Raw genomic sequence first — 23243 nt, forward strand, 5'->3', positions numbered from 1 at the left:
CCGGCGGGTGCGGTCCGGGAGCCACGGCCGGGCGCGCGGAACGGCTCTTGTCCCGGTGCGTCCTGTGTCATCGGTGCGTCCTGCGTCAACGGGCATGCCGGAGCTTTCTGGTCGCGGAGCGGACAACGGGAACGAGGGGCGCGAGGGACTCGGCCCTCAGCGCCCACAGGAGGACGACGAACACGGCCGCCACGGCGAGACACCCGGCCCCGCCCGCCGCGAGCGGCGACGTGAAGGAGGCCGCCGCCATCAGCCCCGCCACCGTCGCGCCCGCGGCGGCGAGCAGCGGCTTGCCCAGCTCGGCCAGGACCTTGGAGGCGTCGACGGGGACGCTGCGCCGGTCCATCGCGGCAAGGAGGAGTACGGCGGTGAGGGTGATCCCGAAGGCGTTGGCGCCCGCGATGCCCCGTACGCCCCACAGGTCGACCGTCCGGGCGCCCACGCCCGCGGTGGCGGCCATGCCCACGGCCATCGCGCCCACCGGGTACCAGGTGGGGCGGCCCGCCGAGAAGTAGGAGCGGACCAGGGCGCCCACCATGGAGTGGCCGAGGAGGCCGAGGGCGTAGACGCGCATGACGGAGGCCGTGGCGGCGGTGTCGGCGGCGGTGAACGCGCCGCGCTGGAACAGGACGTGGACGATCTGCGGGGCACAGGCGAAGATCGCGGCGGCGCCGACGAGGACCACGCAGGCGGCGAGGCCGAGGTCGCGCTCGATGCGGGCGCGGGCCGCCGCGATGTCGCCGCGCGCCACGGCCTGCGCCACCACCGGGAACGTGACGGTGCACAGCATCAGGGAGAACGACATCGGCAGCTGGGCCACCTTCTGGGCGTAGTTCAGGTGCGAGATGGAGCCCGCGGCGAGCGACGACGCGAGGAAGCGCTCGATGAAAACCTGCGACTGCTTGCACAGGGCGAAGGTCAGGACGGCGGCGATGAGCCCGAGGTGCACGGCCCTGACCTTGGCCGCGCTCTCGTCCCCGGGCTCCTCCCTGACCTCGTCCGCGAGCTTCTCGGTGGCTTTCGCGGTGTTCAACCGCCTGTGAAAGGCAGGCAGTTGGACAACCACCATCAGACAGCCGCCAACGGCCACCCCCATCGCGGCGGACCGCACGCCGAAGCGCGTCCCGCACACGAGCATCGTCGCGATGATGCCGATGTTGTACGCGACATAGATCGCGGCCGGTGGCAGATAGCAGCCGTGGGCCCGCAGCGCCGCGCTGCAGTATCCGGCCAGGCCGAACGTGAGGGCACACGTGGCGGTCAACCGGGTGCAGTCGACGGCCAGTCGGGGGTCGGACAGGCCGGGCGCGAGGACGTGTACGAGGAACGGCGCACCCGTGATCAGCAGCACGGTCGAGGCCAGGAACGCGAGGCCGAAGCGGGGCAGTGACGACGAGACGAGGGACCGTACGGGATCGGTGCCTCTGGCCTGCGCGCGGCGGGCGACGGCCGCGCTGAACGCGGGCACGAGCACGAACGCCAGGCCGTCCTCGATGAGGAGCGTGGAGGCGAACTCCGGGACCGTCCACGCGACCAGGAACGCGTCGGTCTCGCTGCCCGCGCCGAAGAGGTGCGCGAGGGACTGGTCACGGCCGAGACCGAGGATCGACCCGGCGGCCGACAGGACGGCCGTGAGCAGGGCGGCCCGCGCGAGGCGGCTGTTCGACGCTCCGGGGGATTCGGGGGCGGTCGGCTCGGCCCTGAGCTGGGCGGGCAGGCCCGCTGCCGTACGGGTGTCGCCGTCCGCGGTGGGGATGGTCACGGCGTCGCCGCCTCCTTCAGGAGCGCCTGCGGCGCCAGGCCCCACCAGGCGACGAGGCCGATGACGAGGGCGGTCAGTACGGTCGACGGACCACCGATGTCGGCGTACACGAAGTCCACGATCTGCCAGCCGAGCAGGCCGCACGCGACGAGGCCGCAGTCCCGGCCGGGCCGGGTGCGCGCACCGCGGCCGAGGCGGCGCAGGGCGAGCAGCAGCAGGGCGATCCAGCCGCCCGCGAGGGCGACCAGGCCGATCAGGCCCTGCTCACTGAGGACGAGCAGATACATGTTGTGCGGGGACAGCAGCGGCTGGCGCTTGAACGCGGCGCCCGCGCCCGCCGTGTCGCTGCCCGAGGAGAGCGCGAGCGAGGCACGACTGTCGCGGTGGGCGGGGAACCCCTTGAGACCGACGCCCGTCGCCGGGTGCTCGCTCCACATGTCGACCGCCGCGGCCCACATCGTGTACCGGTCCGTGACGGACTGGTCGGGGGCGTCGGCGACCTGCGTGATGCTGCTCATGCGCTCCTGGAGCAGCTGCGTCCCGACGCCGAAGCCGCCCACCAGGACGACGGCGGCCGCCGCGGTCACGGCGAACAGGCGGACGGCGCGCCGCACCCCGGCGAGCAGCACCTGCGCGCCGCAGGCCACGACGGTCGCGATCCACGCGCCCCGGCTGAAGGAGAGCGCGAGCGGCAGGAGCAGCGCGAGCGCGCACAGCAGGGCGGGGGTGCGCTGGGCAGCGGTACGGGCACCGAGGGCCAGGCCGACGGCGGCCACGAGCCCGTACGACACCACCGTCGCCATTCCCATGACGTCCGTCGGGCCGAAGGTGCCGACGGCGCGGATGTCCTCGCCCATGTACGAGGCGCCGGTCCCGGTCAGGTACTGGTGGATGCCGATGCCGCCCTGCCACAGCGCGAGCCCCACGAACGACCAGGTGAGCAGCCGGAAGTCGCGGCGGTCGCGGACCAGGACGAGGACGGCCACGGGGACGAGGACGAAGATCTGGCAGTAGCGGACCATGCCGACGAGCGCGATCGACGGCGAGTCGGCGCCCGCCGCGGCGACGGCGATCCCGACGACGGGCATCCCGAGGACGATCGCGGCGGTACGGGCCAGGGGGCGCTCGGCACGACGCAGGGTGACGGCCACGCAGACGGCGACGACCAGGCCGGAGACCGCGTCCGCGAGACTGCCGCCCCCGGTTCCCGCCGAGCCTGGCGTCAGCGGGAGGCCGAGCACGGCGACCATCAGGACGACGGGGAGCACGGGCGCGTACCGGCCGAGGACGGCGACGAGCGCGGCGGCCGGGGCGGGGCGCACACCGGTCGGACCTGGAGCGGTACGCAGCCCGGCGTCCGCGGGAGAGGCAGTCACGCGGTCAACTCCCCGTGGAGCGTGCGAGGGCGGCCGCGGTGCGCACCAGGATGCTGATGTCCTGCCACAGCGACCAGCTGTCGATGTACGCGTTGTCGAAGCGGGCGCGGTCCTCGATGGAGGTGTCGCCGCGCAGACCGTGGATCTGGGCGAGGCCGGTGATCCCGGTCGGCATGCGGTGCCGCTCGGCGTATCCGGGGTGGGCCTGGCTGAACTGCATGACGAAATAAGGGCGTTCGGGGCGCGGGCCGACGAGGCTCATGTCGCCGCGGAACACGTTCCACAGCTGGAGCAGCTCGTCCAGGGAGGTGCGCCGCAGGAACCGGCAGAACCACGCCATCTGCTTCTCGTCGGCGACGCTCCACCGGGTGGCGGACTCCATCGCGTCGATCGGGCGGTGCGTGCGGAACTTCAGCAGCGTGAAGAGCTTCCCGTCCTTCCCGACGCGCTCCTGCCGGAAGACGACGCCGGGCCCTTCGGCGAGGCGCAGCCACACGGCGCACACGAGCAGGACCGGGCTGGTCAGGACGAGGAGGGTGCCGGAGACGACGAGGTCGAGCGCGCGCTTGCCGGCGCTGCCACGGCGGCGGGCGGGCGGGCGCGGCCGGTAGCGGAACCCGGCGAGGTGCCGGGCCGCGTCGCCGGAGCGCGCCGGGCAAGGGTCGGCCGGCGGGTCGAACTCCCAGACGCCGCAGCCGTATTCGCCGAGCACCGCCAGCCAGGCCGCCCGGTCGGGCGCCGCGCCGTCGAGGAGGAGCGCCCGCCGCACCCCGTTCTGCATGATCGCGCGGCGCAGTTCGTCGGCCGAGCCGAGGACGGGCAGGTCGGGCCCGTCGTGGTCGGGCGGGCGTTCGGGCCCCTTGTCCGCCAGGATGCCGACGGGGCGTACGCCCGAGCGCGGGTGGCGCAGCAGGGCGGCGGCGACCGGCCGGGCGATGGTCTCGGGGCCGATGAGGAGGGTCGGGCAGGGGCGGCGCGCGGCGGCCTCGCGGCGCCGCCGGTAGACGAGGCCGCGGCCCGCGCCCGCGAGGAGGCAGTGCAGGGCGGCGCCCGCCGCGAGCGCGGCGGCGGGCAGCGGGTCGAGCTGCGGGAACCCCGCGAGCCCGGCCGCCATGGCGCACCAGATGACCACGATGCGGCCGCCGATCGCGGGCCAGTCGTCGAGCAGAAGGCGGGGCGCGTCGCCGCGGTAGAGGCCCGCGCGCGCGTTCGCCGCCGCGACCCCGACGGCCAGCGCGATCACGAGCAGCGGGTGGTGCTGGACCGGCGCGATCACGAGGGTGCTCAGCACGGCGGCCGTTCCGTCCGCCGCGAGGAGGGGCGTACGGGAGGGGTGCCGCTCGGCGGGGCGCCTTCCCGCAGGTGACCGGCGGCCGCCCGCCTCGGTGCGTGGCGGGATGACCGAGGCGGTGAGAGTGCTCGGCGCAGTGGCGCGTGGCTGCCCCGCGGGGGAGGCAACGGTACGTTCCGCGGTCACGTGTTGATGGGCTCCCTGCACTCTGTGGGCTCCACGCCCAGTAGTTCGCGGTACACGTCTGCGACCGCGTCGGCGGTGCGCCGCACGTCGTGGTGCGTGCGAGCGTGCTGTAGGGCGAGGCCGCCGAGCGCGCCGAGCCGGTGGGGGTCGCGCAGCAGAGCGGTCAGGGCGCGGGCGAGCGCGGCGGGGTCGTCCGGCGGGACGAGGCAGTCGGACGCGAGGCCGGCGGGCAGGCTCTCGCGGGCGCCGTCCACGTCGGTGACGACGACGGGCCGCCCGCAGGCCATGGCCTCCAGGGGCGCGAGCGCCATGCCCTCCCAGCGGGACGGCAGCACCACGAGGTCGGCCTGCCGGTACCAGGGCACGGGGTCGTCGGCGCCCACGAACCGCACGGAGGCGGTGGCCTGCCGGCGCAGCGCCGGCACGTCGGGCCCGTCCCCGACCAGCGCGAGCCGAGCTCGCGGGAACCTCTCCTGCACGAGGGGCCAGGCGCGCACCAGGACGTCCTGGCCCTTCTGCCGGCAGATGCGCCCGACGCAGACCACCAGCGGATCGGCGGTGGCCTCGCGCGGTTCGGGCGCGGGCACGAAGCGGGTGAGGTCCACGCCATTTGGGATGACGTCCCAGCGCGCGGTGATCCCGGCGCGCTCGCCCGTCGCGCGCTCCGCCTCGCTGACGCACACGACCCGGGAGGCCCAGCGCGCGCCCCGGCGCTCCCAGGCGAGGGCGATCCGGGCGGTGGCGCCGTCGACCGCCTCGAAGGACCAGGCGTGCGGCTGGAACACGGTGGGCACCCGGCCGCGGACGGCGAGGCGCGCGACGAGTCCGGCCTTGGCGCTGTGCGCGTGGACGAGGGTCGGTCGCGCCTGCGCCACGAGCCGGGCCAGGCCGCGTACTTCGCGCGCGATGCCGGGCCCGGGCGAGCGGGTCGCCTCCCAGGGCAGAACGTCGCAGCCGATGCGGCGCAGCGATCCGGCCAGGGGACCGTCGGGCGGGCAGGCCACGCTGATCCGCATGCCGGCCGTGAGCTGAGCCTCGGTCAGATCACGGACGACGCGGGCCACTCCGCCGTCGACGGGCTGGGTGACATGGAGGACACGCGGTCGAGGGGGTGTCGCTGTCAGTTGCATGCGCGTTTCCCTTCGTCATGGAGGAGGGAAACGCGCTAGGGCTTGGCGTCGACCGCTGCGAAGAGCACGCCGATCCAGGCCGTGTCCCGCCGCGATGTCATCCGGAGGTCGAGCCCCGACCTCCTCTGCCCGATGCCCCGGCCGAGCGCGAAGACGTCCGAGTCGTAGCCGAGGGTGTTGGCGTACGCGGGGACCCTTCTCGGTTGCGCGCGTCCCGGTTCACTGATGCTCGAATTGAGCACGTCGTCGGCCGGGTTGGCCGCGTTCCGGAGCGCGACGGGCCGGGCCCGGCGCCCCGAGGAGACACTCAGCGCGTCACCCTTGACGCCCCGGTCGCCGTTGTACGCGACCATGCCGACGCGTCCGGCCGTCCCGGCGCCGACGGGCGGCCCGGCCAGGTGGACCGTGCGGTCGCGGTGCCGCGCGTCGAAGGAGGCGAACCCGTCCCACAGCGCGATCCGCCGCAGCGGCTCCGACGCCTTCTCGTACGCGGCGACCAGCGTCCAGCCGCCCCAGGCCCCGGCCGCCGAGCGTCCCTTCGCCACATTGAGCTGCGCGACGGTGTACGACCCGCCGCCGGACGCGCGTACGAGCCGGGTGACATCGGCGGACGCCTGATAGGCATCGGCGCCGCCCGCGACGCGGTGCCCGATCAGGGTGTCCGCGCGCACCGCCCTGTACGTCCCGCCGGGCTCGTGCAGCAGCACACGGCCGTTGTCCCTGGCCGGCTTCTGCTCGCCCGCGCGGAGATTGCCACCCCAGTAGAGCCGCGCGTACGTGACCCTCGCGCCGACGGGCAGCCGGACCTCCGCGCTGCTGGAGTTGTACGTGTTCGGGTCGCGGTCGATGTCCGTATAGACCATGTCGAAGTCACCGTTGGCCGCCGCCCTGCCCGAACGGGCCGCGGGGCACGACACCTTGGCCCCGGCGGCCGCGGTCCGGCAGCTGATCGCCGCGTTGGCCGCCCGGACCACTCCACCGTGCTGAAGCGCCCGGTAGCGCTGGGTGAAAGCGATGCTCTCGGCCTCACGGGCCGGCGGCGCGGCCGCGGCGCCACAGGTCGCGGAAATCGCCGCAAGAGAAATGACGCCCACCGCCGTGCGGCGCAGGAACGAGCCCGTGTGATGACGCATGGCCGATTCCCTTTCAGGGACAAAGAGCTTCTGAATCACGGAAATGAGAATGCGAAAGTCACATTTGATGGGAAACAGTTCTGCGCCCCGCCTCGCCCGGCCGGGAGGTGAGCCACTGTAGCGACAGATGCGGATTTATCTGGGGAATCCGACATGTGTGTCGGAATAGTGAAGAAGTGAAGTATCCACCACACGGTCACCCGATCGGGGGCGCAACCCCGCACGGGTGGCACACGTTGATCCACGAGCCGGGCGCCTGGCCCCGGAGACGTATCAACCGACCGAGGAGCACTTCCCCATGTCGCGTACCGCGAAGGCCTTTGTCTTTTCCACCGTTGCCGCCGCCGCTCTGGCCGGCACCGCCGGCGTCGCCGCCGCCGACAGTGGCGCTCAGGGTGCCGCCGCCCACTCCGCCGGCGTGATCTCGGGCAACACCGTCCAGGTTCCCGTCCACGTCCCCGTGAACGCCTGCAGCAACACGGTCAGCGTGATCGGCCTGCTGAACCCGGCGTTCGGCACCCACTGCGCCGTCAACTGATCCGGCCCCTCCCCCGGACTCTTCCGCGGCCGCCCCTTTCGGGGCGGCCGTTCTCGCGTGCGTTGCGCCGTATGGGGGGGCGGACCCCGCAGACCCCCCGAACGGCCGCCCCACCTGGCACGACACGCCGAGAGACAAGGGTGATCACACACGGCGTGTCGCCGTTCGGTTGCGCAGTGCGATCAGCCATTCCACGGTGGTCACAAGATCGGACACACATCACCGAAAGGGAACACACATGCCCCATCAGCCCGTACGGCGCATAGCTACCACCGCTCTTTGCGCGACGATTCTCCTCGGCACCGCCGCCCCCGCGATAGCCGCCGAAAGCGACCCGGGAAGCTCCAGCAGCGTCGAGGGACTGCGCGCACCGGTTCCCGGAGCGGATGCGCTGCTGGGCCAGGTCGGCGCGCTCGGCAGCATGAGTTCCGTCATCACCCCGGTCACGGACCTGCTCACCGAGGTCCTCAAGGCCGACGGCGGAAAGCTGTCCGCCGAGGCGGCACAGAAGCACGCGGACGCGATCAAGGCGGCCATCGACGCCGCCAAGGCCACCGTCCCCGCAACCACCACCACACCGAAGTCGGCCACCCCCGACGACGCCAAGGCGACCCGGATGGACGTGAAGGGCGACGCCCTGACCGCGCTCCAGACCGCCGTCGACGCGCTGCTCAAGGCGTCCACCGCGGGTGACGTCGCGGGCGTGGCCACGGCGGCCACGAACGTCGTCACCGGCCTGGTGAACCTGCTCGCCGCCACACTGCTCGGCGGCGGGCTGCCCGCGCCCACGCTGCCGGGCCTGCCCAAGCTCCCCGCACTCCCGGGGGTCCCGCTCCCGTCCACGGCGTCCCTCCCGTCCACCTCCACGCTCCCGCAGACGCCGGCGCTCCCCAAGGCTCCCGCCCTGCACGGCTGACGGGGGCGCGCCCGCGGCGAAGCGGGCGCCCCCGCCCACCCGTCGCGCCGGTCCCGCACCGGCGCGGCGGGCTTTTCATGTTCCGGCCGTGCCTGATCGGGCGCCCTGCGCCGGCCATTCACCTCCTCCTAAATCTCATATGAGAACTCCACGGCCCTTCATTCGAGTGGGTTCGGCAAATCCCCTGACCTCAGAGTTTCCGTTGCCGGGGACGCTCGTTGGACATCCCGTCGCTGGTGACAAATCGTCACCCCAAGGAAGGAACATGATGAAGCCCCTGAAGGCCGCCGCCGTCGTCGCCGGATCCATGGTCATCGCCGGTGCAGCCGCACCCGCCTTCGCCTCCGACCTCACGCCGACGAGCCTCAACGGCGCGGTCGAGACCCTGAGCCACCAGTCGGTGCTCGACGCCCAGCCTCTGCACACCAACATGCTCGACACGGAGCGGGGCGGTTCGGTCCTCAACACGGTGCAGGACACGGCGGACAACGTGAACGACGCCGGCGCGGGCGCCCCGGCCGGACTCCTCGGCGGCCTTCCCCTCGGCAAGTAGCGATCTGCGCGGGTGTGTTCCTGCCACCCGCCGCACAACCGGGTTCATAAGCTGCAAAAAACCCCAATTGGGAAGGTTTTCGATATGAACACTGCCAAGAAGGCTGCTCTGGTCATGGCCGTCGCCGGTCTCGCTGCGGGCGCCGCTTCGGGCAGCGCCTTCGCCCACGGCGGCGCCGGCGCGGAGGGTGCCGCGGTGGGCTCCCCGGGCGTCGGTTCGGGCAACGTCGTCCAGGTGCCGATCGACGTTCCGGTCAACGCCGTCGGGAACACCGTCGACGTCATCGGCCTGCTGAACCCGGCCTTCGGCAACAGCGGCCAGATCGGCTGACGCAGCCCTTCGCGCACCTCTCGCGCGAAGCGGCACTCAGGCCGACAAGAGGCTGGTTCCCCCGCTCCGAGCGGCCCCGGACCGGCCTCTCGGCCTGTCCGGCGCGGCCCCAATTCTCGTTCGGGTGGGGGCCGTTCCCCCAAGCGGGTGAAAGGTCGCCGGGGCGCCCGGCGACCGTGGCTACGCTGCCGTGGTGACTTCAACGCCGACTGAGAACCGCGCCTTCCGCGCCATCGATCTGGGCACCCTCGCCGTCATCGCATGGAGCGGCGAACACCCGGACGAGGCAGGGGACATGCCTTTCCTGCTGGCCTACTCCCTGGGGGACGGCGCGGGCGGGCAGGAGGCATCGACCGAAGCGGTACGAGCCCTGCTGGAGAACAACGGCCTGCCGGTCGGCAAGGTCGTGGACGCCACGGGCAACCCCAGCTTTCCCGTCTCGCTGCTCGTCGAGGCCGGCCAGGCCGTCGTCAACATGCCGTACCTCAACGCCCAGTGCGTCGCGCCCCCCGAGTGGCTGGCCGCCGCGGCCGAACGCGGTTACGCGTACTTCGTGTTCACCACGCGCCCCTGGACCTCGGCGGTGCCCGGCAGCCCGGTCGCCGAGGAGGACTTCGCCTCGTTCACGGGCGACGAGGCGACGCTGATCGGAGCGGCCCACTGCCTGCTCCCCGTACGCAAGCTGCGCGTCTGACGAGAAGGAAGTGGCCCATGGGAACCACGAACACCGAGGGACGCCCGGCCCGGATGGCGCGGCAGTCCGGTCCAACTCGGCACGGCGACGGCTCAGTTGAGGCTTCGCGTTCCGCTCCGGAGTCCCGTTCCCTGGGTTTCGCGCTGCTTCTGGTGATCACCGGCGCGGCGGGGCTGCTCTCGGCGTGGGTCATCACGATCGACAAGTTCAAGCTGCTCGAGGACCCGAACTTCACGCCGGGCTGCAGTCTGAACCCGGTCGTGTCGTGCGGGAACATCATGAAGAGCGAGCAGGCGTCGGCGTTCGGGTTCCCGAATCCGATGCTGGGGCTCGCCGCCTACGCGGTCGTGATCTGTGTGGGGATGAGCCTGCTGGGGCGGGCGAGCTTCCCGCGCTGGTACTGGCTGACGTTCAACGCGGGCACGCTGTTCGGGGTCGGTTTCTGCACGTGGCTGCAGTTCCAGTCGCTGTACCGGATCAACTCGCTGTGCCTGTGGTGCTCTTTGGCGTGGGTCGCCACGATCGTCATGTTCTGGTACGTGACGTCGTTCAACGTGCGCAACGGGTTCCTGCCCGCGCCGTCGTGGCTGCGGTCGTTCTTCGGCGAGTTCACGTGGGTTCTGCCGGTGCTGCACGTCGGGATCATCGGGATGCTGATCCTGACCCGCTGGTGGGACTTCTGGACCAGCTGATACACACATCGGCCGATTGCGCCGAGCGAGGGAAATTTGTACTGGTGCCGCCCGCCGGGTCGTTACTCCTTTCGCGGTGACAAGTACCGCGAAGCCCGAAAGGATCCGTGTCCGACATGAAGTCAACTGCCAGAGGGACGCTCGCTGTACTGGCCGGCTGCCTCGCCGCCGCGGGCGCGGGCGCCGCTCCCGCCGTCGCGGGCGAGCAGGTACCCGTGGCCGTTCCGCTGACCGGTGTGGAGAACGCGCTGCACGTGAAGGCGCCCGAGCTGTCGACCGGGGTGCCGATCCCGCTGCCGGGCGGACCCGAAGCCCCGCGGTTCGTGGCCGGTCGGATGCTTCCCGAGCCGCTGCTGCCGTCGGTTCCGCTCAGCAGCGAGTTGCCCGAAACGCGGCTCGAGGCGCCGCTGTCCCAGGTGACGGGGGACCACAAGGTCGATCACCTGGGCCTGACCACCGCGGGGTCCGACGTGCGGACGGCCACCCCCGGAGCGTCGGTCAACCCGCCGCTCACCGGCCCGCTGGCCGACCGCTTCGGGCTCCCGGATGCGGCGCTTCCCGAGGCCGCGGTCGTTACGCCGCTGCTGACGGCGGCGCCGGGAGCCGCGCTCGACATCGTGTGACCCGCACGCAGTCCGGAAGAGGAGACGCCAGTGGAAGCCGGTACCCCACCTGCCGGTCTCGGTCCCGCCGGCCGGGGGCTCGTGACGCGCCGGACCGCGGTGCGGCGGCTGATCGGGGTCGCGCTCGCCGCGGCCGTGGTGCCGGCCGCCGCCCTCGTCGGCCGGGCCTTCCGCGAGCCGCACGACGATCTGCAGAACGCGCCCGGCAAGGACTTCGAGGAGACCTACCGCGGCCGCCACATCCGCGGAACACGCGGACAGGGCTCGATGATGCGCGCCCACTTCGGGCAGAAGTCGGGGCAGCGGTCCGGGCGCTGGGACGTCACGGTCGACGGCCGGCCGCTGCATCTGATGCGCCGCGCCGACGGCAGTTATCTGAGCATGGTCGACCACTACCAGTCGTATCCCACCCCCCTGGCCGCGGCGAGGGGGGCCGTGGACGAACTCGGTCACCAGATTCTGCGCCGACAGGTGCTCTGAGAGCCCCGGCACAGCCGAAGTTGAAGGAGCGGGACGGCGTTGGTCTACACGCGGCAGAACCAGAGCGCGCTCACGGCGGCGCAGAAGAAGCGGTTCGTGTCCGCGCTGCTCGCGATCAAACGCAGCGGGCGGTACGACGAATTCGTGCGCCTGCACGTGGAGTTCTACGTCGGTGACGGGGACGGCGGGCAGCGGGTCGCGCACATGGCGCCGACCTTCCTGCCCTGGCACCGGCAGTTCCTCCTGGAGTTCGAAGGAGCGCTTCAGCGCGTGGACCCCGGGGTCTCCGTCCCCTACTGGGACTGGACGGTGGACCGCTCCCCCACGTCGTCGCTGTGGGGCGAGGGGTTCCTCGGCGGGAACGGCCGCCGCTCCGACCGGCGGGTGACGACCGGTCCTTTCGCCTACGGGAGCGGGCACTGGCCCATCAAGGAGGGCGTGACGGAGGGCGAATACCTGACCCGGGACTTCGGCCGCCCCCACGATCCGATCGAGCTGCCCACCAAGGACGAACTGGCCTGGGCCATGCGGGATGCGCTGTACGACTCGGCCCCGTGGAACTCGACGTCCTCACGCGGGTTCCGCAACAAGGTCGAGGGCTGGACCTCGGGGGTGGGGAACGGCAAGTTCCGTAACCACAACCGGGTGCACCGGTGGGTAGGCGGGCACATGCTCGGCGCGGACGCCGTGAACGACCCCGTCTTCTGGCTCAACCACGCGTTCGTTGATCTGCTCTGGTCGCGCTGGCACCGGAAATACCCCGACTCGGCCCCCTATTTGCCGGCCGGAGGGACGACGGAGACGGGACGGGTCGTGACTCTTGACTCGCCGATGCCGCCCTGGAAAGTGACGCCGAGTTCGATGATCGAGCACGAGCATTTGTATCGGTACGCATAATCCGCGTCACTCATGAGAAAAGGCCCCCGCGCATCCGCGCCGGGGGCCTTTGTCGGGGTGTCAGCCGCCGTAGCCGCCGTTGTCGCCCCCTTCGTGGCCGTCAACGTTGGCGCAGGCGTTGCCGAAGGCTGGGTTCAGCAGAGCGATGACGTCGACGGTGTTGCCGCAGAGGTTGACCGGGACGTGGACCGGGACCTGGACGGCGTTGCCCGAGACGACGCCGGGCGAACCGGCGGCCTCGCCCTGGGTGCCGGCGTCGGCCATGGCCAGGCCGGCACCGCTGATCACCACGGCGCCGGTGCCGAGCGCGACAGCGGCGGCCTTCGCGATGCGAGACATCACGTTCTCCTTATTGCTGGACGGATACGGCCGCAAGATCGCGTCCGCATACCGGGTTCAACGGACTCGCCCCGCGCAGGTAACGGCCTTAACGACATCCATCCGACGGACCCCGATTTATGGGGATTCCGACTGAATAGGGCGGCCGAGTTCTGTTGCGCACGGCTGCCTGTGCCGAAAATCGTCGGTAATTCCTGGCGCGAATTATGACGGGGCGAAGGGCACGAATGGTGGCGCGGTGCCGGGCGGCTCTTCGTGGCGGTGGCGCAGGAGGAGCATCGCCGCGTCGGGCCCCTCCGCTCCGTGCACGCCGAGGCCGAGCGGCAGCGCGTACTGCGGCGGGCGCGGGAAGTGGGCCGAGCCGTCGGGGCGTACGGGCACGGGGCGCCGCCCTGTTGCCGTAACCGGCGCCACCCCGTCAGTGTGTGGACACCAGTGGCCGTAGACGCGTCGTTCTCAGGCGGTCCACCAGTGGGGCGGCCCGGGTCGCGAGTGGGGTGAGCAGGAGGGCCAGGGTGGCGCCTATGGCCAGGCCCACCGCGACATCGTGCGGGTAGTGTGCGCCGATCCACACCCGGGAGGCGCCCATGAGGACCGCCGCCGGGACCGCGATCAGGCCGATGCGGCGGTCGGCGAGCAGCAGCGTGACGGCCGCCGCGGCGGCGATCACCGCGTGGTTGCTGGGGAACGACCAGTCCCCGAGCGCCGGGCACGCCTCCACGGTGACCGTGTGGAGCGTGCGGCACGGGCGCTGTTCGTCGACGACCGACTTGAATACGGAGTTCGCCGCATAGGCGACCACGACGATGACCGGGGACGCGAGGACCCGGGCCATCCGGACGCCGCCCTCGCCTCTCGCGCGCCACCACGCCGCGATCATGAGTACGGCGAAAAGCGCGAGGCCGTAGTCCGACCAGCCGGCCACGACGGCGTTCACCGCGTGCGGAGTGCTGTGCGCCAGATCGGTCACCCACGTGTAGAGACCGCCGTCCACGGACGCGCCGCCGAAGGCGAGAGGTGCGGTCATGATGTGCCCTCCTCCGCGGCGCGGCGTTCACGTGACCTGGCGCGGGAGCGCCACACCTCCAGGGCCAGCGGGGTCAGGGAGACGATGACGACGAGGGCGACGATCGGCAGGAGATAACGGTCGACGTTCGGTACCGACGAGCCGAGTCCGTAGCCCGCGAGGACCAGGCCGACCGTCCAGACGAGGCCGCCGACGACCTGCCACACCGTGAAGACCCGCGCCGGCACCCCGAGCGCTCCGGCCAGCGGGTTGAGCACCGTACGGACGACGGGGACGAAGCGGGCCAGGACGATCGCCTTGGCGTGCCCGTACCGATCGAGCAGCTCCTCGGCGCGGGCCGCCCCCTCGTGCAGCCGCTCGGCTCTGCTGCGGGCGAGGAGCGCGCGGCCGCCGCGCCGCCCGATCCAGTACCCGGCCTGCGCCCCGGCCAGCGCGCCCACGACGGCGGCGGCCAGGACCTGCGGCAGCGAGAGATGGACGGGCCCGTGCGAGCCGCCCGCGCAGAGCAGGCCGGCCGTGAAGAGCAGCGAGTCGCCCGGCAGGAAGAACCCGACGAGCAGTCCGGTCTCCGCGAACAGGACGACGGCCACGCCGAGGGCGCCGAAGGCGGACAGGAGGGAGCCGGCGTCCAGCACGTTCACCGCTTGCGCGGCGGCGAGGGGGTCTACGGCCACGGGGCCGCTCCTCTCTCAGTCGTCTCATAATGGGCTGGACGGCGGCCCGTGGGCGGGCGCGCCGACCGAGTGACTACAGTCGTGTAGACGGTCTACTCAACTGTAGACGAAGAAGAGCGGAGGATCGTTCCCATGGCCGAGGAGCAGGAACGGCGTCCCGCGGGCGAGCTGGAGGCGAGCGTCCTCGCCGCGCTCTGGGCCGCCGAGACGCCGCTCACCCCCGGCGAGGTGCAGCGGGCGCTCGCCGACGGCTTGGCGCGCACCACCGTGACCACGATCCTGACCCGGCTCCACGCCAAGGGGACGGTCACCCGGGACCGGGCGGGCCGCGGCTACGCGTACCGGCCCGCGCAGGACGCGCACGGGCTCACGGCCCGCCGTATGCACGCCGAACTCGACAAGGACGACGACCGCGGCACGGTCCTGGCCCGTTTCGTCTCCGAGCTGAGCAGCGAGGACGAGCAGATGCTGCGCGCGCTGCTCGACGGCGGCGACGGCGACGGAGGCGACAGCGGTACCGAGGGCGGCACAGGGAGCGGCGGCCGCGGAGGTACCGGCCGATGATCTTCGCCGTCTGGATCCCGCTGCTCATGCCGCTGCTCGCCGTGCCCGCCGCGCGGCGCGCCGCCGAGTGGCTGCCGCCCCGCGCGGCGGCGTGGACACTGGCGGGCTTCTCCGTCGTCCTCGCCGGGTCCAGCACGGCCTCGCTCGGACTCCTCGCCTCCGCCGGGGCGCTGCGACTGCCTGCCGTGGCCGCCCTCGGTCGGCTGTCGCCACCCCTCCTCGGCGACGGCTCCCCGGTGCTCGTTCCCGCGTCGGTCCTCGCCGCGCTCGCGTTGGCTGCGGGCGCGTTCGCGCTGGTCCGTACGGGGCTGCGGCAGCGGCGCGAGATGCGGGCGGCCCGCGCCGGGTCCGCCGGCGCCGGCGAACTCTCCGTGCGGCCGGACGAACTCCCGTACGCCTACGCCCTTCCGGGCCGCCCCGGCCGGATCGTCGTGACGACGGGGATGCTGCGGTCCCTCGACGCGCGGGAGCGCGAGGTGCTCTTCGCACACGAGCGCGCCCACCTCGCGGGCCGCCACCACCTGTTCCTCGCGGCGGCCGAACTGGCCGTCACCCTGCACCCGATGCTGCGCGGTCTGCGCGAACCCCTTGCCTACGCGCTCGAGCGCTGGGCGGACGAGTCCGCCGCCACCGCGACGGGCGACCGGGCGCTCACCGCGCGCGCGATCGGCCGGGCCGCCCTCGCCGCGGCCCGCTTCCCGGGGGCCGGATCACGGCCCCGTACGGCGCTCGCCGTCACGGCGGGCCCGGTGCCGCGGCGCGTCACCGCCCTGCTGACCACGGGCGCCACGGCGGCCCGCCCGCGCAAGGCGCTGCGGCGCGCGCTGGCCGGCGCGCTCCTGGTGTGCGCGGCGCTCTCGGCCGGCGCGGTCGCCGACGCGGCTCACGACCTGCACGCGGGCGTGGAGGTCGCCCAGGGAGAGACCGGCCGCTGAACCGGGCCTCCTCGCGCGCGTGACCCGTCACTTGCCCGTCTTCACCGTCCAGCTGACGCTGTTGGACGCCGCCCGGATCGCCGCCGGGTCCCGCAGCGACGCGCTGCTGTCGACGGCGGTCGCGGTGACGGTGTGCGTGCCCTTGCGCGCGCCGAGCTCCTTGCCGGTGACGGTGTGCTCGGCGGCGGCGCGGCGTACCTCGACCCCGTCGACGTACCAGTGCACGCGCACGTCGGACAGGCCCTTGGCGAGCGGCGCGAGGTCCACGCGGATGTGGTCCTGGGGGCGCAGGGTGCGGGCGGTGGGGGTGCGGGCCGTGAGCACGTCGGCGTCGCGGTAGAAGCCGGCGATCATCGCCTCGCGGCCGACGAGGTTGAACTGCTCGGTGTCCAGGGCGCGCATGATCGAGTTCTGGGTGGGGCGGTAGATCCCGTACTCGTAGTAGCCGCCGCCCTCGTACGTGCCCACGGTCCCGCCCGCCGGGTCGCTCTCGCCGAGCCAGCGGTACCACTTGGCCTTGGCTCCGGACATGCCGTCCGCCGTCAGGATGCTGGTGTTGGGCTCGACGGGTTCCGCGCCGGGGTACCTGCCGTAGCCGTCGTACTGGTACTCGTCGGCCAGCAGGCCTATGGAGTGGCCCAGTTCGTGGGCGCCGATCAGGTACGAGCGGTCGTTGTCGGAGGACATCGTGGCGATGCCGGTGTGCCCGGCCGTCGACCGGACGCCGCTGTAACCGGCGCCGCCGTACTTCGTGGCGTTCGAGACGACGAAGACGATGTCGGAGTCCGGGGCCTGCTGTGCGTACGAGTCGACCTTCTTCTCGTCGATGCACAGCAGCCGCTCGACATCGTCGCAGAAGAAGTAACTACTGAGCGCGGTGTCCTTGACGACGTCCTGGGTGGGGTCCCCGGAGACACCCGATTCGTTCGAGACCGCGTTGACGAGCCAGAAGTTGAAGAGGCCCTTGTAGCTCTTGTACGGCTCGATCGCGAAGATCGACGCGAGCTTGGACTCGGCGTCCTGCTTGAAGTCCTCCTGCTGGGCCGCCGTGTAGCCGTCGCCCATGATCACGAGGTCGAGGCGGCCCTCGGAGGGGCCCGTCTTCTGCAGCGCGGTGACCTCGCCGTCCGGGGCGGCCGTCGCGGGCGCGCGCTTCTCCTTGCGGATCTCCGCCGGTACCGCGGCGGGGACCCGGACGTGCCGGCCCTCTCCGTGGGAGTCGGCGAAGTACTCGACCGTACGGGTCCCCGTGTCGGACCCGCCCGCGGCTTCGGCGTGGCCGGCGAGGCCCGCACCGCCGAGGGCGGCGGCCGCGAGTAGACCGGCGAGGAGCGCGGCAGGCAGGGGACGGCGCGGGGACTTGGGTATCGGCACGAGGACCTCGGGTACTCAAGTAGGAGACATAAGTGCTGGGTTAATCAGACTTAATCGGTCGATCAACCTAGGGGGTGGCGTCACGGCTGACAAGGGGTGAGACTCAAGTGCCCTGCGGCGAGCGACAGTTGCGGGTGCGGAACCACGGAGCGGGACAGGAAGGGCGGCGCGCCGCACAATGACGCACGACAGCACCCCGGAGGCGGGCGGCCCCGGCTCCATACCGGACGGTGAACCCGGCCTCGCACCGGACGCCGAGCCTGCCGAGCCTGCCGACGAACCCATCGGCCGCCGCGTCCTCCGTCTGCGTACGGAACGCGGGTTGACCCAGCGTCAGGTCGCCGAGCCCGTCTACACACCCGCCTACATCTCCACCCTGGAAGCGGGCCGCGTCCGCCCCTCCGAGGCCGCCCTGCGGCATGTCGCCGAGCGCCTCGGCGTGACCTACGAGGAGCTCACGACGGGGCAGCCCGCCCACCTCGCCACCCGGCTGCGCCTGCGCCTCACCGAGGCCCAGCGCGGGCTCACCACGGGCGCCGCCGAGGAGGCCGCCGTCCTCTACGAGAAGCTGCGCGCCGAGGCCGAGCGGCACGGCCTCACCGCCGAACAGGCCGCCGCCGAACTCGGCCTCGGCGAGTGCGCCCTGGAGACCGGCGAACTCCCCGACGCCCACCGGCACTTCGAGGCCGCCGAGGCGCTGCTCGTCGCAGTGGGCGCACCACTGCCCCAGCGCGCCCCCGTCGTGCGCGCGCGTGCCCTCGCGCACTACCTCTCCGGAGAGCTGCGGTACGCGTGCTACCTCCTGGAGTCCGCGCTCGACGAGCTGAACACCAGCGGCCTGCACGACCCGGACGCCCTGCTGCTGCTCTACACCGCGACCATCGCCCCGTACATGGACATGGGCGCCCACGCGCGCGCCGCGCAGGCCGCCGAGCTGGCGCTCTCGCTGGCCCCGCAGGCCGGGGACCCCGTACTCGTCGCCAAGATGCACCGTTCGGTGGCCCGTACTCTCCTTGCCGAGGGCCGCGCCGCGGAGGCCGACGCCTCCCTGAGCAAGGCCGCCGAGCTGTACCAGCGGCTCCAGATCCGCACCGAACTCGCGCACTGCCACTGGATGCGTGGCTATGTGCACGCTCAGGACGGCCGACTCGCCGACGCGGAGAGGGAGTTGAGAACCGCGCGCGACATGCTGTCGGCCAAGCGGGCGGTGCTCTACACGACGCAGGTCGAGGTGGAGCTGGCCGACGTGCTGCGCCGCAGGGGCAGCAGCGACGAGGCGGCCGCGCTGCTGCGGGCCCTGCTCGGCGACCTGAATCCGGAGCGCGGCGCCGTCCACGCGGCGGGCGCGCACCGGCTGCTCGGCATCATCGCGGAGGAGTCGGGGGCCGCGGGCGACCCGGAGGACACGGCGGCGGCCGAGGCCGCGGAGGAGCACTACGTCACCGCACTGAGCCTGCTCGAACGCGCCGGCGCGGCGGGCGACCTGGCCGACCTGTGCCGCCTGCTCGGCGACCTCTACCGCCGCACGGGCCGTATCGACGCCGCCCTCGACACGTACCGCACGGGCCTCGGACACCGCGCCGCGCCCGGCACCACCACCCTCGGCCCGGCCCCCGCCGAGCCGCCCGTGTGACCGGGAAGTCACCCACAGGCTGGAGTTGTCCACAGGCTGGGGAACCTCGTCGGCGGATTGTCGGCCGGTGGAGGCACTATGGGGCCATGACTGAGAGCAACGGGACCCCTCGGGGGGCGGGCGGCGGATCCATGCCGGACTGGGAGAAGCGCTTCCGTGCGCCGCGGGTGTCCCTGCCCGACTGGGCGGAGGACGCGCCGGACCGCTCCCTGTTCGTGTCGAACGCGACGGGGACGTACGAGCTGTACGCGTGGGACCGGGCGACGGGCGAGCAGCGCAGAGCGACGGACCGGCCGAACGGGACGACGGACGGCGTCCTGTCCCCCGACGGCGAGTGGATCTGGTGGTTCAGCGACAAGGACGGAGACGAGTTCGGGGTGTGGCTGCGCCAGCCCTTCGGCGGAGGCGACGACGTCCCCGCGGTGGACGGGCTCGAAGCCTCGTACCCGGCGGGCCTGGCCATCGGGAGGGACGGTTCGACGGCGGTCGTGGGCCGCTCCACGGACGAGGACGGCACGACGATCCATGTCGTCCGCGACGGCGGCGCGCCCCAGGAGATATACCGGCACCGCGAATCGGCCGGCGTCGGCGACCTCTCGCACGACGGCTCCCTCATCGCCATCGAGCACACGGAGCACGGGGACGCCATGCACGCGGCGCTGCGTGTGGTGCGGCCCGACGGGACGACGGTCGCCGAGCTCGACGACACCAAGGGCGGCACGCAGGAGCTGGGCCTGGAGGTCCTCGGCTTCGCTCCGGTCGACGGGGACGACCGGCTCCTCGTCGGGCATCAGCGGCGCGGACGCTGGGAGCCCTTGCTGTGGGACGTGGCGTCGGGCGAGGAGACCGATCTCGCCCTCGACCTGCCCGGTGACGTCTCCGCCGAGTGGTATCCGGACGGCTCCGCCCTCCTGGTCGCGCACAGCTTCGAGGCCCGCAGCGACCTGTGGCGGTACGAGGTCGGCTCGGGCGCCCTGACCCGCGTCGAGACGCCGCCGGGCACGGTGTCAGGGGCGACGGCGCGGCCCGACGGCAGCGTGGAGTACCTCTGGTCCTCGGCGGCCGAGCCGTCGGTCGTCCGGTCCACGTCGGGCGGCGTGGTCCTCGATCCGCCCGGGCTCAAGGCGCCGGCGTCGGTGCCGGTGGAGGACGTGTGGGTCGAGGGGCCCGGCGGCCGCATCCACGCCCTCGTACAGAAGCCGGCGGGGACGACGGGCCCGCTGCCCACCGTGTTCGAGGTGCACGGGGGGCCGACGTGGCACGACAGCGACTCGTTCGCGGCCGGACCCGCGGCCTGGGTGGACCACGGGTACGCGGTGGTCCGGGTCAACTACCGGGGCTCGACCGGATACGGGCGCGAGTGGACGGACGCGCTCAAGCACCGCGTCGGCCTCATCGAGCTGGAGGACGTCTCGGCGGTCCGCGAGTGGGCCGTGTCGTCCGGGCTCGCCGACCCGGACCGGCTCGTCCTCGCGGGCGGCTCGTGGGGCGGTTACCTCACGCTCCTCGGCGTCGGCACCCAGCCGGACGTCTGGGCGGTGGGCCTCGCGGCCGTGCCCGTCGCGGACTACGTCACGGCGTACCACGACGAGATGGAGGCCCTCAAGGCGCTGGACCGCACGCTGTTCGGCGGCACCCCGGAAGAGGTCCCCGACCGCTTCACCGCCTCGTCCCCGCTGACGTACGTGGACGAGGTGAAGGCCCCGGTCTACGTCTCGGCAGGGGTCAACGACCCGCGGTGCCCGATCCGCCAGATCGACAACTATGTGGACCGGCTCGTGGCGCGCGGCGCGACCCACGAGGTGTATCGGTACGACGCGGGGCACGGTTCGCTCGTCGTGGAGGAGCGGATCAAGCAGGTGCGGCTGGAGCTGGACTTCGCGGCGCGGCATCTGAGCTGACGAACGCGGCGGTGCTCCCGCGCGGGACCGGGCCCACCCCGCGGCCCGGGTCCTCGCGCGGGAGCCGTACCGTGGGGAGGGTGTACCGGTTCCTCCTGACCCCCCGGTGGTGGGGGATCAACGTGTTCGTCGTGCTCGCCATCCCCTTCTGCGTCTTCATGGGCTCCTGGCAGCTCGGCCGCTTCGAGGACCGGGTGCAGGGCCACAAGGACGCCTCGGCGCAGTCGACGGCGAACGAGAAGGCCGCGCCCCGGCCGCTCGGTTCCCTGCTGCCCGTGGACCAGAAGACGTCCGGCAAGCGGGCCACCGCGACCGGGCACTACGGCAAGCAGCTCCTGGTCCCCGACCGTGAACTCGACGGCAGGACCGGCTTCTACGTGGTGACGCTGCTGCGCACGGAGGGGGGCGCCGGCAAGGCGCTGCCCGTCGTACGCGGCTGGGTGCCCGGTGCGGCGAGCGCCGCGAAGGCTCCCGCCGCGCCCCGGGGCGAGGTCACCGTCACCGGTGCGCTCCAGGCCTCCGAGAGCCCGGGCTCGGGCGGGGCGCCCACCGCGGGGGGCCTGCCGGCCGGGCAGCTCGGCGCGATCAGCGCGGCGTCCCTGGTGAACCTCGTCCCGTACGACGTCTACGACGCGTGGGTCACGCTCGACAAGGCGGACTCGGGGATGACGGCGGTACCGGCGACGGCGCCGCAGGGCAGTGGCCTCGACCTGAAGGCGTTCCAGAACCTGGGCTACACCGGCGAGTGGTTCGTCTTCGCGGGCTTCGTGGTCTTCATGTGGTTCCGCCTGCTGCGCCGCGAGGCGGAGTTCGAGCGGGACGCTGCGCTGGGGCTCACGGAATCCGATTCGACCGGCACGGCCCCGGACGCGGCGGACTCCCCGGAGCCCGCGAGCCCCGGGACGGCCCGAGGCTAGTCCGGCACCGCCGGGAAGAGCCGTCGTGGCTGATCGTCGCTGCGGCTGGTCGCCGTCGGAGGGGGAGTTGCCCAGCACCTCCCCACGTCTCCTCGTGTCTCACCGCACCGGCATGAACGGGTCCGGCCCTAAGACGCCGGCAAGACCCCCGTGCGGTACACCGTTCCCGAGCACGCGTTGGGGATCGTCGTGCTGGACGAGGGCGTGCCCGGTTCCGCGGTGTGGGAGACCGCGACGCTGCCGTCGGCCGTGGGGCCCTCCGCCACCAGCTGCGTGGACAGGCCGCTCTGGTCCGGGTTCGAGCCCGTCGCGTCGCCCGTGGTGCCGCCGGACGGGGTCGGGCTGGGCGACGGGTCGCCACCGCCTCCCGTGGTCGGGCACTCCGCGGACGGGACCCACGCGAAGCGGACCTCGTACGACATGCCCGGTTCAAGGATCAGCTGGCTGGGCTCCGTCGACGGGTCGGGCAGTCCTGTCGCGGCGTCGCCCGCCGTGTGGTCGACGACGTTGACCTTGGCCGGGTCGGCCGCGCCCTGGGCGACGACGGAGACGGCACCGGGGGCGTCGACGGAGCAGTTCGCCTGGGAGACGTTCGTGACGCGGAAGGAGCCGTAGACGTTGCCGCCCGCGTCGGCCGCGCCGACGTTCGCCGAGGCGCCGCCGAGGTCGGCCGCCCCGCAGACCGGGGAGCTCGCGGCTGCCGTGCTCGCGGGATCAGGGCCGCCGGTGGCACCACCACCCGCACCCTTGCCCTTGTCGCCGGGCTTGTCCTTCTTGCCGTCCTTGTCCTTGGACTTGGACTTACCCGAGGGGCTGCCCGTGCCGCTCTCGCCGCCGTCGGGCCCCTTCCCGGAGCCCGTACCGCCGTGCGTCGCCTCGCTGTTGCCGGCGATGGACGGCCGGTCGTCCGACCCGCTCTGGCCCGTCACATGGACGAGCGCGGGGATCGCCATGCCGATGAACAGGGCCGCGGCCGCCATACCGACGACGGCCTGCCGCTTACGGGCCCGCCGGGCGGGCACTGCGCGGCGCAGATGTTCGAGCGTCCCGTTCGACGGCTCGATCTCCTCCACGGCCTCGTGCAACAGGCGCCGCAGCGCCAGCTCGTCACCGCCGAGGGAGTCCAGCGGGTCGACGGAGTCCGCGCCGCCCGCGGAGTCCGGGCGGCCGAAGGGATCCTCGGGACCGCCAAAGAGGCCGTCGTCCTGGCCGGGGCCGTGATTCACAGTTCCATCCCCGGATCCCACATGCCTGTTCTGCTCATCCCGATCATTGCGG

General features: G+C 72.8%; 25 protein-coding genes. 14 read left to right on the forward strand and 11 right to left on the reverse strand.

Annotated elements, in window-relative coordinates:
* Positions 1–85 precede the first annotated feature (85 nt).
* From murJ to OG698_RS23055, 5 genes are all read right to left on the reverse strand, one after another.
* Positions 86–1762, reverse strand: a complete 1677-nt coding sequence (murJ, locus tag OG698_RS23035; RefSeq protein WP_406105095.1) for a murein biosynthesis integral membrane protein MurJ — start codon at positions 1760–1762, stop codon at positions 86–88.
* Positions 1759–3012, reverse strand: coding sequence for an O-antigen ligase family protein (locus OG698_RS23040; protein ID WP_406111230.1), 1254 nt, complete (start codon positions 3010–3012; stop codon positions 1759–1761). The genes murJ and OG698_RS23040 overlap by 4 nt, the downstream gene beginning before the upstream one ends.
* A gap of 130 nt (positions 3013–3142) precedes the next feature.
* Complete coding sequence (locus OG698_RS23045; RefSeq protein ID WP_406105097.1) at positions 3143–4615, reverse strand: exopolysaccharide biosynthesis polyprenyl glycosylphosphotransferase; 1473 nt, start codon at positions 4613–4615, stop codon at positions 3143–3145.
* Entirely contained in the window at positions 4612–5745 is a 1134-nt protein-coding gene (locus OG698_RS23050; RefSeq protein ID WP_406105098.1) for a glycosyltransferase, read from the reverse strand. Before OG698_RS23050 ends, OG698_RS23045 begins: the two co-directional genes overlap by 4 nt.
* A 35-nt stretch (positions 5746–5780) precedes the next feature.
* Positions 5781–6878: a DUF3344 domain-containing protein gene (locus OG698_RS23055; RefSeq protein WP_406105100.1), complete on the reverse strand. Its 1098-nt coding sequence runs from the start codon at positions 6876–6878 to the stop codon at positions 5781–5783.
* A 298-nt stretch (positions 6879–7176) separates the two neighbouring features.
* Here OG698_RS23055 and OG698_RS23060 point away from each other — a divergent pair, with 298 nt between their 5' ends.
* The 9 genes from OG698_RS23060 (at position 7177) to OG698_RS23100 (ending at position 12601) form a co-directional block, all read left to right on the forward strand.
* Positions 7177–7416, forward strand: coding sequence for a chaplin (locus OG698_RS23060; protein ID WP_406105101.1), 240 nt, complete (start codon positions 7177–7179; stop codon positions 7414–7416).
* A 238-nt stretch (positions 7417–7654) separates the two neighbouring features.
* On the forward strand, positions 7655–8332 hold the full coding sequence (locus OG698_RS23065) for a hypothetical protein (RefSeq protein ID WP_406105103.1): 678 nt from the start codon (positions 7655–7657) through the stop codon (positions 8330–8332).
* Positions 8333–8600: 268 nt separating this feature from the next.
* Positions 8601–8885 carry a hypothetical protein gene (locus OG698_RS23070; protein ID WP_406111232.1) on the forward strand — a complete coding sequence of 95 codons (285 nt, stop codon included), beginning with the start codon at positions 8601–8603 and terminating at the stop codon, positions 8883–8885.
* An 84-nt stretch (positions 8886–8969) separates the two neighbouring features.
* On the forward strand, positions 8970–9215 hold the full coding sequence (locus OG698_RS23075) for a chaplin (protein WP_326774789.1): 246 nt from the start codon (positions 8970–8972) through the stop codon (positions 9213–9215).
* Positions 9216–9408: 193 nt separating this feature from the next.
* A complete protein-coding gene (locus tag OG698_RS23080; protein ID WP_406105105.1) occupies positions 9409–9909 on the forward strand; it encodes a DUF5949 family protein in 501 nt (166 codons plus the stop codon).
* 53 nt (positions 9910–9962) lie between these two features.
* The gene (locus tag OG698_RS23085; RefSeq protein ID WP_406111234.1) at positions 9963–10601 is read left to right on the forward strand and encodes a vitamin K epoxide reductase family protein; all 639 of its coding nucleotides are present in this window, start codon (positions 9963–9965) and stop codon (positions 10599–10601) included.
* A gap of 116 nt (positions 10602–10717) precedes the next feature.
* A complete protein-coding gene (locus tag OG698_RS23090; protein WP_406105107.1) occupies positions 10718–11224 on the forward strand; it encodes a hypothetical protein in 507 nt (168 codons plus the stop codon).
* A gap of 30 nt (positions 11225–11254) precedes the next feature.
* Positions 11255–11704, forward strand: a complete 450-nt coding sequence (locus OG698_RS23095; RefSeq protein WP_406105108.1) for a tyrosinase family oxidase copper chaperone — start codon at positions 11255–11257, stop codon at positions 11702–11704.
* 39 nt (positions 11705–11743) lie between these two features.
* Positions 11744–12601, forward strand: a complete 858-nt coding sequence (locus OG698_RS23100) for a tyrosinase family protein (RefSeq protein ID WP_406105109.1) — start codon at positions 11744–11746, stop codon at positions 12599–12601.
* A gap of 60 nt (positions 12602–12661) precedes the next feature.
* Here OG698_RS23100 and OG698_RS23105 read toward each other — a convergent pair whose 3' ends face one another.
* The 4 genes from OG698_RS23105 to OG698_RS23120 form a co-directional block, all read right to left on the reverse strand.
* A complete protein-coding gene (locus OG698_RS23105; RefSeq protein WP_406105111.1) occupies positions 12662–12940 on the reverse strand; it encodes a chaplin in 279 nt (92 codons plus the stop codon).
* 204 nt (positions 12941–13144) lie between these two features.
* Positions 13145–13321, reverse strand: a complete 177-nt coding sequence (locus tag OG698_RS23110) for a hypothetical protein (protein WP_406105112.1) — start codon at positions 13319–13321, stop codon at positions 13145–13147.
* 37 nt (positions 13322–13358) lie between these two features.
* Positions 13359–13967, reverse strand: a complete 609-nt coding sequence (locus tag OG698_RS23115; RefSeq protein WP_406105113.1) for a phosphatase PAP2 family protein — start codon at positions 13965–13967, stop codon at positions 13359–13361.
* A complete protein-coding gene (locus OG698_RS23120; protein WP_406105114.1) occupies positions 13964–14641 on the reverse strand; it encodes a DedA family protein in 678 nt (225 codons plus the stop codon). The genes OG698_RS23115 and OG698_RS23120 overlap by 4 nt, the downstream gene beginning before the upstream one ends.
* Positions 14642–14773: 132 nt before the next feature.
* On the opposite strand from OG698_RS23120, the gene OG698_RS23125 reads away from it, so the two are divergent.
* Both OG698_RS23125 and OG698_RS23130 read left to right on the forward strand, forming a co-directional pair.
* On the forward strand, positions 14774–15205 hold the full coding sequence (locus OG698_RS23125; RefSeq protein ID WP_406105115.1) for a BlaI/MecI/CopY family transcriptional regulator: 432 nt from the start codon (positions 14774–14776) through the stop codon (positions 15203–15205).
* Complete coding sequence (locus tag OG698_RS23130) at positions 15202–16140, forward strand: M56 family metallopeptidase (protein WP_406105117.1); 939 nt, start codon at positions 15202–15204, stop codon at positions 16138–16140. Before OG698_RS23125 ends, OG698_RS23130 begins: the two co-directional genes overlap by 4 nt.
* Before the next feature lie 27 nt (positions 16141–16167).
* Here OG698_RS23130 and OG698_RS23135 read toward each other — a convergent pair whose 3' ends face one another.
* A complete protein-coding gene (locus OG698_RS23135) occupies positions 16168–17514 on the reverse strand; it encodes a M64 family metallopeptidase (protein WP_406105118.1) in 1347 nt (448 codons plus the stop codon).
* Positions 17515–17692: 178 nt separating this feature from the next.
* Here OG698_RS23135 and OG698_RS23140 point away from each other — a divergent pair, with 178 nt between their 5' ends.
* The 3 genes from OG698_RS23140 (at position 17693) to OG698_RS23150 (ending at position 21965) form a co-directional block, all read left to right on the forward strand.
* Positions 17693–19147, forward strand: coding sequence for a helix-turn-helix domain-containing protein (locus tag OG698_RS23140; RefSeq protein WP_406105120.1), 1455 nt, complete (start codon positions 17693–17695; stop codon positions 19145–19147).
* Positions 19148–19233: 86 nt separating this feature from the next.
* A complete protein-coding gene (locus OG698_RS23145) occupies positions 19234–21048 on the forward strand; it encodes a prolyl oligopeptidase family serine peptidase (protein WP_406105122.1) in 1815 nt (604 codons plus the stop codon).
* 80 nt (positions 21049–21128) lie between these two features.
* Positions 21129–21965, forward strand: a complete 837-nt coding sequence (locus OG698_RS23150) for an SURF1 family protein (RefSeq protein ID WP_406105124.1) — start codon at positions 21129–21131, stop codon at positions 21963–21965.
* Positions 21966–22093: 128 nt separating this feature from the next.
* Here OG698_RS23150 and OG698_RS23155 read toward each other — a convergent pair whose 3' ends face one another.
* Entirely contained in the window at positions 22094–23191 is a 1098-nt protein-coding gene (locus OG698_RS23155; protein WP_406105125.1) for a hypothetical protein, read from the reverse strand.
* Positions 23192–23243 lie beyond the last annotated feature (52 nt).

The sequence above is a fragment of the Streptomyces sp. NBC_01003 genome, from assembly GCF_045162695.1.
Lineage (GTDB): Bacteria > Actinomycetota > Actinomycetes > Streptomycetales > Streptomycetaceae > Streptomyces.